Origin of the sequence: Bremerella sp. P1 (assembly GCF_028748185.1) — a bacterium.
GTDB lineage: Bacteria > Planctomycetota > Planctomycetia > Pirellulales > Pirellulaceae > Bremerella.
This window is the reverse complement of sequence record NZ_CP118164.1, coordinates 842,841-855,224: the sequence shown is the minus strand read 5'-3', so window position 1 is coordinate 855,224 and position 12,384 is coordinate 842,841. Positions and strand designations below refer to the sequence as shown.

The window sequence follows — 12,384 nt, the reverse complement described above, 5'->3', positions numbered from 1 at the left end:
ATGCGTGTTAGCTCAAGATGGGCGATTCACGGAGGAACGCATGGCAACGACGACCGCGACCAGGGAAGACGTGTCTCATTTGTGGGAAGCCTACAAAGAAGACCCGTCGCGGAAAGAACTACGAAACCAACTTGTTGAACGCTATTTGCCGCTGGTGAAATACAACGGCGAACGGATCTGGGCTCGACTGCCAGAAGGGGTCGAACTCGACGACCTGATCTCGGCAGGCGTCTTTGGCTTGATGGACGCAATTGACGCGTTCGACATGAGCCGAGGCGTGAAGTTCGAAACGTATTGCGTCCCGCGTATTCGCGGTGCAATGCTCGACGAACTGCGAACCATGGACTGGGTACCGCGTCTGGTTCGCTCGAAAGCGAGCAAGTTGAATGAAGCTACCAAGCAATTGGAAGCCAAGTTCGGACGAGCACCCACCCACCAAGAGCTGGCAGACCATATGCAGATGCCGCTCAAAGATCTCGAAAAGATGGTCTCCGACGCCAACGCCGTCGGGCTCATCAGCCTCAACAAGAAGTGGTACGAAACGGACAGCTATAAAGACGTCCGCGAGATCGATATTCTGGAAGACAAAAAGGGTGAAGACCCTACGCGTCGCATTCAAAAGAATGACCTGATGCGTCTGGTGACCAAGGGGCTCAATCGCAACGAGCGTCTGATCATCATTCTCTACTACTACGAAGAGCTGACCATGAAAGAAATCGGCGCCACGCTCGACCTGAGCGAAAGCCGCGTCAGCCAGATGCACAGCAGCATCGTCTCGCGACTGCAAAGCCAACTCGGACGGCGGAAGCCAGAGTTCGGAACCGTTTAGCGTTCCCGCGAGATAGAACCGTCAAGCGACAAACGACCCATTTTCGGATGGGTCGTTTTTTTTGTTTTGCCAGATGGAAGTTTTCAGTGTTCAGTTTTCAGTAAGAGATTGGTCCAAGCCGGTTAGCATTTTGGCAATCTGCTTAAGTTCGTCTACCAAGTTCTGCATTTGCTCAGGAGTGATCGTTCCGATCTTTCCAGCGATGTAACATTGGGTTCGGAGCTCGGCGCTCGATCCGCGAGCAACGCGAAGGAACCGTTTGAAATCCTTCCCTCCTCGCTCGGAGCCTTCGGCAATATTCGAGGCGATTGAAACAGCGGAACGCTGCATCTGATCTTTTAATGCAAAGTCGCGGCTATCTCGAAGGGACTCGTAGACAAGAACTGCAAGCTTACAGGAGCGTTTCCAGACCTCTAAATCCTCAAACGAACGATATGTCATCGCCGGCTCTTACTGAAAACTGAACACTGAAAACTTCCAACTAGGACCCCAACCGCCCAACATGAACTAAACCGTCTCCCTGATGCGCGATCGGGTTGTTCGAGAGGCCAATGATCAGGCCGCCGTAGGGGGCCTTCAGATACTTGGGTTCGGTGCCGAATACGTCGGCGATGATGCCGATCTGCTGACCGGCTTCGACCTCGTCACCCAGTTCAACCAATAGACGCACGATCCCGCTGCGTTTGGCCCGTACCCAGGTCGACTCGCGGATCATCTTGGGTGATCGCTTGGGAAGCTTGACCGGCGATTTGAGCATCTTCAGAAAGGAAAGAACGCGCATTACGCCGTTCACGCCGACGCGAATCGAGTCGTGATTGAATCGGTTCGGTTCGCCTGCTTCGTAAAGCAGAACCTTAATCCCCTTGGCATTGGCGGCAGCTCGCAGCGAACCGTCGCGAAGGTCCGAGTGCACAATCGCTGGCGGTCCGAACGCTAGAGCACACTCGTACGTTTCTTCGTCGTCCATGTCGCCGCGGATCTGTGGAAGATTCGTACGCAGGTTGGAACCGGTATGCAGATCGATACCGTACTGACATCGCTGCACCACCTCGGTCATCATCAACTTAGCGAGACGCGACGCCAGCGAGCCACTCTTAGAGCCGGGGAACGAACGGTTCAAGTCACGACGGTCTGGCAAGTAGCGGCTTTGATTGATCACGCCGAAGCCATTGACCATCGGCACCACGATCAAGGTTCCGATCAACTTGCTCGGTTTCAGCCGTTCCAGAAGCAGGCGAGCGATTTCGACGCCGTTCAGTTCGTCACCATGCACAGCGGCGGAAACCCAGGCGGTCGGTCCTTCCACGGGGCCATGCAAGACTTCGATCGGCAGCGTGATGTAGGTGCCGGTAGGAAGCCTGGCGACGGGGATTTCCAGACGGAGCCGATTGCCTGGCCCTACGTACTGTCCCCCGATAACAAACGAGCGACTCGGCTGATGAGCGGGTTCTTTAGGGTGTCGCGCGTCCATACGTCGTAAGATCCTTCTCTTACGTTACGGCAAAATGCTTTGCGAAATCTGAAACAGTCGATTCTTAAGTTCATTCGCTGCGGAATCAAGTTCACTGACCTGAGTTCGTGCGGTCGGTTCCGACTTGTCTTCTGGTCCGGCAGTTTGATTGTTCGCCGGCGTTTCGTCCTGCTTGGCGGGTGCCACGGTGTGGTTTTCAAGCGGAATCAGAGATTCGCCATCGTTCAGAAAGCCACAGTTCCGACCGGCTGCCTTGGCAGCGTAGAGTGCTTCGTCGGCCCCTTTGGTCAACGGTTCGATTCCGTCGGCATGAATGACCGGCATCACGCCGCAACTGATTGTGACGTCGATCGCCTTCTCGCCGTACTGAACCGGCAACGAGCGGATAACGTTGAGAATCTTCTTGGCGACGGTCGAAACAGCGTGCCAGTCTGACTCGGGAATCAGGATGGCTAGTTCTTCTCCGCCGATTCGCGCCAGGTAGTCGGTCTTTCGCATGACGCTACTGAGTCGAGCGGCAACTTCACGCAGGACCAGGTCGCCGGCATCGTGCCCGTAGGTGTCGTTGACCTTCTTGAAATGATCGATGTCGAGAATCAACAGGCTGAACGGTTGCTTCTTGCGCTGCCACAGCGCCCAGCGTCGTTCGCGTTCTTCGTCGAATGCACGGCGGTTGAGCAATTGCGTCAGGGCATCGGTCCGTGCTTCCGACAGGGTATCGACCAATTCCTTGGATTGCGTCTTGAGCGTCGCTTCTGCCGATTCCAGACGTTGCTTTAGCTTTTGATTGGCTGCCGTTATCTGGGCGATCAATTCCACGGCCTTGGCCGAAGGTCCGTCGTCGACCAGTTCCGGATCTTCACTGCCGGGCTCGGCCAACTTCTGCTCTAGATTCTCCAAAAGCTCGATATGTTTACTCAGATCGCCGGTGAAATGACTGGTGAACTGAATCATGCCGGCCAACTGTTCGCGATAGACGGCCGACTTCTCCTCGGGCTTGGCTTCGGGCTGAGGTTGGATGTACTTGGACCATAATCTTCCCAGCCAGAAACCAATTGCGATTCCCACGGCGAGGGTCACCACGCCAAATACGTCACCCAGAACAAAAGTCAAAAGCTCAGCCATAGTTCGGTCAAACAAGGAGTTGCAGGGGACGCGTCCAAAACCTCAAAAAAAAGGTTTGCCTGGCGCAAGTCCCATCATGTGGATGCCAAAACCGCTGGGAAATCTTAGGTTACAGGTTGCTTAATGAGACGGGGCAACAGTGTTTCTGGGGGAATCGCAGTATTAAAAGTTCGGGTACAACGGTCTTGGAGACAATTGTAAGCAAAGATTACAAAAATATCGGGTGCGAAACCGTTTCAGGGCACCCTTAGGGCAGCAGACGTGTTGCCTGAAAGACGATTAAACCACATTGTGGTGTTAAATTCGTTATTACCGGTAACATTTTCAGTCGTTCGGCAGGAAGCCGAGAAAGACACCGCCTAGGCATGAACTGCATCCTCTTTGAAGACCGTTTGGTTTCCAAGCTCTATCCGATCGTGCTTGCGCGACCGGCCTATGGGATCACGTGCGGTGGTTTTCGCCTGGCTGAACTGCTGGCCGAGAAGTTCGATGCCTGCCGTGGCGTGGTGCGGTATCATATCGCCGCTTTCCAGGCACAGTATTACCCGCCGCTGCACGAGACACCCCTGACCGAAGGTGAACCGACTCTGCTGCTGAGCGCCAGTGTTGTGCCTCGCGTACAGATCCTGGAAAAGCTGACTCGCTGGGTTCAGTCGAAGCAGCCAGGGATCGTGCTTCACGACGGCCGAGTCATCGCTGCCTTGTTGCCGCCAGGTCAGCGTATCCCGAACACCAGCAGCACTTACGACGAGTTCCTGGCCTTCGTCGATACCCTGACTTCCCGTTCCGATCTTTCGCTCCGCGACGAAACGTTCGAGCTGTTCGAGTACGCCCACGATGTCGTCCGGTTTAACGAAGAAATCATTCACGAAAACTTAGAATACCGGCTACGGTCTGGCGATTACCACGAAGTCCAAGATGGGTTATACGCTGCTGGCGAGATCAGCCTGGCCGAGAACGTTTCGGTGGATGCCTCAAGTGGCCCAATCGTGGTAGAAGAAGGCGTAAGTATTGGCCCCTTCTGCTTTTTACGCGGGCCCGCCTACTTGGGCCGGAACGTCAAAGTGATCGAGCATTCGGCCATTAAAGATGCCGTTTCGCTCGGACATACGACCAAAATTGGCGGAGAAGTAGAAGCAACGGTGATAGAACCGTTTTCCAACAAGCAGCACCACGGTTTCCTTGGACACAGTTATTTGGGAAGCTGGATAAACCTCGGCGCTGGGACATCGAACAGCGACCTGAAGAATACCTACGGAACAGTCAACATGGACTATCCGTTTGGCCGCGTCGCCACGAAAATGCAATTCGTGGGATCGATTTTTGGGGACTACTCAAAGACGGCCATCAATACGGGTATATTTACCGGTAAGACAATTGGCGTCTGCAGCATGTTATACGGATTCGTCACGACCAACGTGCCGAGCTTCGTGAACTATGCCCGCCTGTTCGGTCAGGTTACCGAACTGCCGCCGGAGGTCATGATTTCGACCCAACAAAGAATGTTCCAGCGGCGTAACGTAACCCAGACGCCTTGTGACATCCAACTGATACACGATATGTACCTGCTCACCCAGGAAGAACGTCAACTGACCGGTGAGCCCCTCGTTTTTTAGAACTAGCCCCATGCTTTCCGAATTCTACAAGCCCGGCGAACTGCCGATCTCGTTTGAGCTGTATCCCCCTAAGACCGACAAGGGAGTGCGGTCGCTCATGCTGCAAGTTGAGCGGCTGATGCAACACAAGCCTGCCTACATCACCTGCACCTATGGCGCTGGTGGTTCGACACGCGGGCGAACGCTCGAGATCGTCGAGAAGGTTAAAACCATGTTCCAGGTGCCGGTTGCCGCGCACCTGACGGTGGTCGGTTCCAGCGTGGCCGACCTGCGTAGCTTCCTGGCCGAAGCCGAACGTCGTGGTGTCGATTACATTGTGGCCCTGCGTGGTGACCCACCCCAAGGCGAAACCACCTTCAAGCCCAATCCGAAGGGTCTGCGTTACGCCAACGAACTGGTCGAATTGATCAACGACGAGTTCAACGAGCTGGGCGTGCTGGTCGCCGGATATCCGGAAGTGCACCAGGAAGCCCCCAGTGCCGAAGCCGACCTCGAGAACCTCAAGCGAAAGGTCGACGCCGGTGCCCAGGTGATCGTTTCGCAATTGTTCTTCCGTAACAGCGACTTCTACAGCTGGCGCGAACGCTGCGAGAAGGCCGGCATTACCGTGCCGATCGTCCCTGGCATCTTCCCAATCAACAGCCTGGCGCAGATCTCGAAGATCGCCAAGATGTGCGGCGCCGGTATCCCGAAGAAGCTGTATGAAAAACTGAGTCAGAAGCCCGAAGATGCCGAGTGGCACAAGCGGGTCGGCACGGCGTACGCCTCGCAGCAAGTGAACGACCTGTTCGACAATGGCGTCCCAGGCTTCCACTTCTACGTGCTGAACCAGGCCGAAGCGACCGGCAACATCCTGACGGCTCTGAAAGAGCACATGGCCAACAAGAAGTCTGGCTCGCCTGCCTAAAACCTCAGGCGAAAGTCGAGCCCGATAAACGCACCTGGTTCGACCTTCACTTCATCGTGAAGGTCGGAACCTTGGTTCTCTCCTTCACCGTAGCGCCGGTCGAACGCGTAGCCAGTACTGAAGTCGAGAGCTCCGTACTTGCCCACGTCCCAGCGAATACCCGTGACCAGCCGCTGCTGCAGCGCGAAGAAGCGATCGTCTTTCTCGACGCGATCACTTAGGAAGTACGACCGCGCGACCGATCGATAGCCGCCGTAAACGTGCCACCGCTCCGACAGGTCGTGCGTGAGCATCACGCTTCCGTTGGTCAGCGGAACGTAGGTCGCGACCAGCGTCCAGTCTTCCCGCGGTCGCCACGTCATCGAGAACGGGATACCCAGGTTCATCTGAAACGCCTCGGACTTGTTCCACTCGTACGCGATGATCGGGACCGGAAAGTTGAGCGAGCCCGTCGGCGAATACATCACGCCGAACATCCACGCATCGCGCTCGTTCCAGGCCGGCTTTCGCAGAAACGAAATCAGGTTCAGGTTGATCTCATCACCACTTTGAAACGGCTTGTCACTTGCCGAGCCGATACTGCTGATAATGCCCAGCGACGAACCGCTGTCGAACTTGCGAATGTACGTCAGGCCGAACTTCACGTTCCACAGGTCGTCCGGAAATGCCCGGCCGGTATCCGGCAGCACCGCGTCGGTGAAGTAGTGGGTGTTCTGCACGCTGGCGGTCAGCACGGCCGTGCCGTAGTCTCCGCGGTAGATCGGCATGCCTGTCGACGCGTCTTGCTCGAAGAGTTGAAAGTCGACGTCTTGCCCCTGGACCGGTTGAGCAGGAAACCACTCGACCCCATAGCCAGGCCCGGCAGAACCTCCAAACGGACTTCCCGAGCCGCGCCTGCGTGAGGGTTGCTCTTCCGGCGGTGGCTCTTCCGGTAGGACCAACTCGGGCATCGGCTGCCCGGCCTGAGCGTCATCCCACGGTGGAGCAGGGGGCCAGGCGGCCGGCACCGTCTGAGCAGGGGCGTACGAGGCCTCGGCCGGCGTTGTGTACTGAGAGGGTGCATACGGAGCCTGTCCCAGCGATCGTCCGCTGAGCACGAGCGTTAGCAGTAGCAGCACCCAAGTAGGTCGCATCATCCCTGACCGTTTCGATCCGTCAAAAAGTGAAGGGAACGTATAGGCGATTACCCAAATCGCGTCAACGCAGTGTCAGGTAGACCGCCATTTCCGGGCGATTCTCACTAAGAAAGAAGAGAACTTGCGCGGAAGATGCGTGTCGTAGGAGAGGGGGAAGGTCGAGATCTACCCCGGAATCGCCTGCCCGGTCATTGCCGCCCCGGGCAATTCCGGCTAAAATCCGACCTTTCCACAGCAGCGGCAAACCTTAATATGCCGCCGGATGTCCGACCAATCCACCGGATTGGCTTCACTGCCAAGGACATCTTCATTGTGCCAGAGTGGCGGAATTGGCAGACGCGCTGGATTCAAAATCCAGTTCCCGCAAGGGAGTGGGGGTTCGATTCCCCCCTCTGGTACTTTTTCTAAACCGTTTGCTTTGCTAGGCTTACGCTTGTGCCACCCCATGGTAGGCGTGCTCTCGCAGGCGTAGTGTCACCTGTGTCAAGAATCAGGGTGTGGCCAGCCAAGCATTACCCACGACAACGGTGAAGATGACCGGGCGGCGGTCAGCGATGTTGATCTCGGTTTCGCGCCCAACCGCCGCTCCGGTTGAGCGATTCGTTTTCCATCGTAATTCAGGGATCAAGTTGAACCTTGGCATGAAACTCTTCAACACTCGAACATGCCAGCAATTCATCGACCTTGTCAAAACCTAAGAACTTAGCAGCCAATCGAATCTCGTCTTCGCCTTTGCTACCGATTAGATCGAGCAAAACCCACACCGAAACATGCGCGAAGGAATCGAAAGTATTATGCGCCCCTTCGGGAACGTCTTCGATGTGCTGATATGTGAACTTATTGATCGACGGCTCATACGCAAGGCATGACGTTCCATTGGTGGTCCAAACGGGAATGAAATCGTCTTGAAGCGGCCAGACGCCGTTGTTGGTGACACGTTCGCACCAGTATTGCAGCGGACCAGGCACATTGCCAACGACCGTATCTTCTAGGCATTGAGGTAATTCGTGTTGCCGGATCGCGGCCAGCAATTCGTCGGTACTGAAGTCGGTTCTCCAAGACGAACCATCTTCATTTATGAGCAGTGGCATGGCTTTGATTTAGATGGATAACTTGTTATTAGACAGACTTTATCTGTATAAGCCCTGCTTACACAGGATCAATTCGCGGAATCCACTTGTTACCACACGCTCAGGGGTTTATTCAAGCGTATTCTGCCTTCCATAATACCTCGGCTGTCCTGGTTGCATTGGCTCCGACGTAGAACTTCAACGTTGTTTCAATTGACTCGTGTCGCATGAGTTCCATAAGCTGCTGAGGTAAAATTCGGCTGGGTGGCACTGCCAATCTACCTACGTTCTTCAACCTCTTCCCGTGTGCCACTGCCGCCCTCGGCAGTGTAAGGCGGCTATCCAGCTAACTTCCCACCCATCGTATTCCCCCTCAGAAACAACACAGGCCCAAACTCATCTGGCCAGTCTGGCTTGGGCATGACGCTTGAGTATTCATTCTGCCCAAAAGCGTCGGGCATCGGTGATTCCACCATCCTCGAATCAAGTTCGCCACGATCACTCAGTCGGCGCATCTGTGGGACACTAGATATCGGCAAAGTAAGTAGTTTCGTGGAGCGTATCGAATGCGAGAGAGCCATGAAATTCTTCATCTATACTTGCGTGATTTTGGGCCTGATCTTGGCAGCCGTTTCGGCAGTTGGGGAGGACCAGTTCAAATGGAAGTGGTACGAGATCGACCAGGATCGCCAGGTGAAGGTCAATCTCTACGTGTTCTTCCGCGAAGGGTGCGCGCATTGTGAGAAAGGCGTTGCCTTCGCGGATCAACTGGCCAAACGGCACGCATGGCTCCAGGTGCGAAAGTACGATACGTCTCGTCATGCGGGCAATCTGGAACTCTATTGCCAGATGGCTGCGAGCTTGAAAAAGCAAGCCGGATCGGTGCCTGCGTTCTTCTACTGTGGGCAGATGACTTTGGGATTTGGTGGAGAGGCCACCACGGGACAGAGAATTGAGACGGCCCTCATCAAGTGCCAAGAGTCATTGCAGAAGCAGGTACCGACCGCGGCATCTTCGTCGCCAACCTGGAAGGTTCAATTGGCCTCGTTTTCTCCGGAGCCGCAAGAACTGGATGCCGCGGAAGAGTTGGTTCTGGAACTGCCGGACCTGGAGTCAACCGAATCGGAAGTCGTCGACTTGCCCTGGAGCAGCGAGGTGGATGTCGATACCCTCTCGTTGCCGCTATTCACCATCATTCTCGCTGGCTGCGATGCATTTAATCCGTGCGCGTTTTTCATTTTGTTGTCGCTGCTTAGCTTGTTGATCCATGCCCGCAGCCGCGCTCGCATGTTTTGGGTGGGCGGGGTGTTTGTTTTGTTCTCGGGGCTGTTCTACTTTCTCTTCATGGCCGCCTGGCTGAATGTCTTTGTTCTGGCGGGGCACTTGGCCTGGATCACCACGGGAGCCGGTCTCGTGGCGATTCTCGTGGCGTTGATCAACATCAAAGACTACTTCGCCTGGAAGAAAGGCATCACCCTGTCGATTCCTGACAGTGCCAAGCCGGGCCTCTTCGACCGCATGCGAAATCTGCTCGGAGCAACGGAGGTGTGGCCGATGCTGCTGGGGACGATGGCACTTGCGGCCGCCGCCAACTCCTACGAGCTGCTTTGTACCGCTGGCTTCCCAATGGTTTACACACGAGTTCTGACGCTAAGAGAACTGCCGACGGCCAGCTACTACGGCTATCTCGTGTTGTACAACCTGATTTATATCATTCCCTTGAGCATCATCGTTGTCGGGTTCACCTATACGCTTGGCGCTCGCAAACTACAGGAGCACGAAGGTCGCTTCCTGAAGCTCTTGTCAGGCGTGATGATGCTTCTTCTGGGCGTGGTCATCTTGCTGGCTCCGGAACTGCTGCATTCATTGGCGACCGCCGTCCTGTTGATGGTCGGAGCGATCGGCTTGGCAGCATTGATCGCCTGGACGCATTCGCACTTCTGGAAAGCGACGTCCCACCGACAAGAGAACCTTGTTGGTTAGTCAGCATTAGATGAGTGCCCGGCCGTGCCACGGTCGTGGATGTGTTTTCCTGGTCAATGACCGTTTGCCAAGGGTTACCTCACCCACGACGTCCAACGCCAAATATTAAACAGCAGTTTGGCGATGTGAATTATCCGCTTTGCCTGGCTTGGGCAAAAGTCATAACTCTAGCCGAGTCCCCCCGGTTTGACTGGAGTAATCGTTACGATCGATACGATACCTACTTGGAGGCGTCGGTTGTGATCAAGCATGTGGTTCTAGCGGGAGTCGAGCAGGTTCGATGAACTCGATCTTGAGGTTCGCTGCCGTTCCACTTTGCCTCGCGCTGATGATGGTGCATTGGGTACTTGGGCAGTCGATCCCGGTTCCCTACCCGCAGCTTCTGCCGGAACCAGGCGTCTCCGCCTACGACAACCAGCCGCTACCAACAGAGCCTGCGTGGCCGGTTCCTTCTTCCATTGCTTGCGGGGCCGATTATCTGTCGGCCGAAGCTTGCTGCGATGATAGCAAGCAGCGTCTGCGATTGCCGCTAGACGCCGACGTGCCGTGGGAGCCTGAATGCGATGACAGTGAGCCCCCGAAGTCATTTACGCTTAATTACTACGTTGACTACGATCGCGGAATTGTTCTCCGCCCTTTCGACTCCGAAACCCATCCGTTTGAACTGAAGGTGAACGGCTGGATTCAGTTTCGGCACCACGCGTTCTCCCGAGATGCCACCAGCTGGACCGATAACGCTGGCGTGACACGTCCGATTCGTAACCGCAATGCCTTCGATATCGAGCGTGGCCGCATCGTTCTGTCCGGATTCGCTGTCGACAAGCGGCTGACGTATTTTCTGCAGTTGGACGGCGACACCGACGGAGCACACGTGGTCGATTTTTTTGACTACTGGTGGGGCTGGAAGTTCAGCGACCTACTCAAGGTTCAAGTCGGCAAGCGAAAGGTGCCCGGTTCGCGTCAGTGGCTGTTGGCGGCTCGCCGGACCCGCTTCTCGGATCGTCCCATGGCGAACGATTTTTTTCGCACGGATCGAACGATCGGTGTCTTCGGCGTCGGGGATTTTGGTGAGTGGAGCCACTACGAAGTGATGCTTGGCAACGGGTACAGTTCGTCCAATGTTCCCAATGCCGACGCGGATCAGCAGTTTACCTTCGCCGCCACCAACTACTTTGATCCATGGGGTAGCTTTGGCAGCCAGATTGTTGACTATGAATGGACTGAATGCCCCTTGGTGCGACTGGGCCATTCGTTTGTCTATTCACCCAATGCCGGCGACGCGTTGGGAATTCCCTTGGGCGAAGCAGATTTCTTGCGACTCTCGGACGGAACGCGTCTGACCGAGCCAGGGGCGCTGGCTGCTGGTGTGACCGTTTCGAGTTTTGACGTCGTTTTGTATGGTCTCGATTTCGCTTGGAAGTCGCACGGCTGGAGCATCGACGCCGAAGTGTTTTTGCGTTGGATCAATCAGATCGAAGGAAACGGTCCGCTGCCGGTCACGTCGTTGTTTCAACACGGCTACTACGTCGAAGGGGGGCGATTCCTGCTGGCGAAAAAGCTCGACTTCAATCTTCGCTACTCGCATGTCGGTGGCGAGTACGGCGACGCCTCGGAGTATGCGGCCGGGTTGAATTGGTATCCTGCCGATTCTCCCAAGGTAAAGATTTCGTTCGATGTGACTTCGCTCGATGGAAGCCCACTTCAAAACCGTTCCAGCGATATCCTGGTTGGGGATGACGGCGTGCTGTTCCGCACTCAGTTCCAAGCCGAGTTCTAATCGGCCGAATGATTCACTCCCCACCCACTGTATTCCAACGCAGGAACAACACGGGCTCAAGCTCCTCCGGCCAGTCCGGCTCGTGGACTTCCCACGACATCACGTGGAAGTTGTTTTCCGTATCGACGACGATCTCCAACTGAAACCCTTGGCCAGTGATGTGTTGGCAGTATTGTTTGAGCTTGTCTAAGTCAGGCGACGGAGGGCCGTTTTGGGTAGCTTGGACGATGAGCTGTCCATCGACAATCCGTTGGTCGTCCAGATAGATCTGCCACGTTGACTGGTCTGTCGCTAAGCCTTCGACGGCCGACAGAAAGATCTGTTGCCGCTGTTGGAAGCGGCGCTGGAATGCTTCTCGCTCTTCAGGGGTCATGGTTGTTCTGCGATCGATTGGGAGAGGGTTATCGCTGACTGGACGAAAACATGGATAATCATACCGCGACGGGAGAAGTGGGCGATAGAATAGAAAA

At 55.5% G+C, this 12,384-nt stretch carries 11 protein-coding genes and 1 tRNA gene; 6 read left to right on the top strand and 6 right to left on the bottom strand.

What is annotated here, in order from left to right; all coding sequences use genetic code 11:
• The first annotated feature begins 40 nt into the window (after positions 1-40).
• Positions 41-829, top strand: coding sequence for a FliA/WhiG family RNA polymerase sigma factor (locus PSR63_RS03560; protein ID WP_274330814.1), 789 nt, complete (start codon positions 41-43; stop codon positions 827-829).
• A gap of 90 nt (positions 830-919) precedes the next feature.
• Here PSR63_RS03560 and PSR63_RS03555 read toward each other — a convergent pair whose 3' ends face one another.
• The 3 genes from PSR63_RS03555 to PSR63_RS03545 are packed head-to-tail and all read right to left on the bottom strand — an operon-like array spanning position 920 to position 3,425.
• Entirely contained in the window at positions 920-1,270 is a 351-nt protein-coding gene (locus tag PSR63_RS03555) for a four helix bundle protein (RefSeq protein WP_274330812.1), read from the bottom strand.
• 40 nt (positions 1,271-1,310) lie between these two features.
• Positions 1,311-2,300 carry a succinylglutamate desuccinylase/aspartoacylase family protein gene (locus tag PSR63_RS03550; protein ID WP_274330810.1) on the bottom strand — a complete coding sequence of 330 codons (990 nt, stop codon included), beginning with the start codon at positions 2,298-2,300 and terminating at the stop codon, positions 1,311-1,313.
• A 24-nt stretch (positions 2,301-2,324) separates the two neighbouring features.
• The gene (locus PSR63_RS03545) at positions 2,325-3,425 is read right to left on the bottom strand and encodes a GGDEF domain-containing protein (protein ID WP_274330808.1); all 1,101 of its coding nucleotides are present in this window, start codon (positions 3,423-3,425) and stop codon (positions 2,325-2,327) included.
• A gap of 365 nt (positions 3,426-3,790) precedes the next feature.
• On the opposite strand from PSR63_RS03545, the gene PSR63_RS03540 reads away from it, so the two are divergent.
• Together PSR63_RS03540 and metF are read left to right on the top strand one after the other, a co-directional pair.
• Positions 3,791-5,041, top strand: coding sequence for a putative sugar nucleotidyl transferase (locus tag PSR63_RS03540; protein ID WP_274330807.1), 1,251 nt, complete (start codon positions 3,791-3,793; stop codon positions 5,039-5,041).
• Between the two features lie 10 nt (positions 5,042-5,051).
• Positions 5,052-5,948: a methylenetetrahydrofolate reductase [NAD(P)H] gene (gene metF / locus PSR63_RS03535; RefSeq protein WP_274330805.1), complete on the top strand. Its 897-nt coding sequence runs from the start codon at positions 5,052-5,054 to the stop codon at positions 5,946-5,948.
• Here the strand turns inward: metF and PSR63_RS03530 are convergent.
• The gene (locus tag PSR63_RS03530) at positions 5,945-7,084 is read right to left on the bottom strand and encodes a DUF6268 family outer membrane beta-barrel protein (RefSeq protein ID WP_274330803.1); all 1,140 of its coding nucleotides are present in this window, start codon (positions 7,082-7,084) and stop codon (positions 5,945-5,947) included. The two genes, metF and PSR63_RS03530, sit on opposite strands and share 4 nt — an antisense overlap.
• Before the next feature lie 314 nt (positions 7,085-7,398).
• Between PSR63_RS03530 and PSR63_RS03525 the strand changes: the two genes are divergently transcribed.
• Positions 7,399-7,482 (top strand) — tRNA-Leu (locus tag PSR63_RS03525).
• A gap of 219 nt (positions 7,483-7,701) precedes the next feature.
• Here the strand turns inward: PSR63_RS03525 and PSR63_RS03520 are convergent.
• On the bottom strand, positions 7,702-8,175 hold the full coding sequence (locus PSR63_RS03520; protein WP_274330802.1) for a hypothetical protein: 474 nt from the start codon (positions 8,173-8,175) through the stop codon (positions 7,702-7,704).
• A 558-nt stretch (positions 8,176-8,733) separates the two neighbouring features.
• Between PSR63_RS03520 and PSR63_RS03515 the strand changes: the two genes are divergently transcribed.
• Both PSR63_RS03515 and PSR63_RS03510 read left to right on the top strand, forming a co-directional pair.
• Positions 8,734-10,137, top strand: coding sequence for a hypothetical protein (locus PSR63_RS03515; RefSeq protein WP_274330801.1), 1,404 nt, complete (start codon positions 8,734-8,736; stop codon positions 10,135-10,137).
• A gap of 280 nt (positions 10,138-10,417) precedes the next feature.
• Positions 10,418-11,914 carry a porin gene (locus PSR63_RS03510; protein ID WP_274330799.1) on the top strand — a complete coding sequence of 499 codons (1,497 nt, stop codon included), beginning with the start codon at positions 10,418-10,420 and terminating at the stop codon, positions 11,912-11,914.
• A 13-nt stretch (positions 11,915-11,927) separates the two neighbouring features.
• Here the strand turns inward: PSR63_RS03510 and PSR63_RS03505 are convergent, their stop codons facing one another.
• Entirely contained in the window at positions 11,928-12,287 is a 360-nt protein-coding gene (locus PSR63_RS03505) for a hypothetical protein (RefSeq protein ID WP_274330797.1), read from the bottom strand.
• Positions 12,288-12,384 lie beyond the last annotated feature (97 nt).

Excerpts from the sequence above, each read along its gene's own strand:
- PSR63_RS03540 (WP_274330807.1), top strand. The coding sequence starts at position 3,791 with ATGAACTGCATCCTCTTTGAAGACCGTTTGGTTTCCAAGCTCTATCCG.
- PSR63_RS03560 (WP_274330814.1), top strand. The coding sequence starts at position 41 with ATGGCAACGACGACCGCGACCAGGGAAGACGTGTCTCATTTGTGGGAA.
- PSR63_RS03520 (WP_274330802.1), bottom strand. The coding sequence starts at position 8,175 with ATGCCACTGCTCATAAATGAAGATGGTTCGTCTTGGAGAACCGACTTC.
- PSR63_RS03515 (WP_274330801.1), top strand. The coding sequence starts at position 8,734 with ATGAAATTCTTCATCTATACTTGCGTGATTTTGGGCCTGATCTTGGCA.
- PSR63_RS03530 (WP_274330803.1), bottom strand. The coding sequence starts at position 7,084 with ATGATGCGACCTACTTGGGTGCTGCTACTGCTAACGCTCGTGCTCAGC.
- PSR63_RS03555 (WP_274330812.1), bottom strand. The coding sequence starts at position 1,270 with ATGACATATCGTTCGTTTGAGGATTTAGAGGTCTGGAAACGCTCCTGT.
- PSR63_RS03550 (WP_274330810.1), bottom strand. The coding sequence starts at position 2,300 with ATGGACGCGCGACACCCTAAAGAACCCGCTCATCAGCCGAGTCGCTCG.
- PSR63_RS03505 (WP_274330797.1), bottom strand. The coding sequence starts at position 12,287 with ATGACCCCTGAAGAGCGAGAAGCATTCCAGCGCCGCTTCCAACAGCGG.
- PSR63_RS03510 (WP_274330799.1), top strand. The coding sequence starts at position 10,418 with ATGAACTCGATCTTGAGGTTCGCTGCCGTTCCACTTTGCCTCGCGCTG.
- PSR63_RS03545 (WP_274330808.1), bottom strand. The coding sequence starts at position 3,425 with ATGGCTGAGCTTTTGACTTTTGTTCTGGGTGACGTATTTGGCGTGGTG.
- metF (WP_274330805.1), top strand. The coding sequence starts at position 5,052 with ATGCTTTCCGAATTCTACAAGCCCGGCGAACTGCCGATCTCGTTTGAG.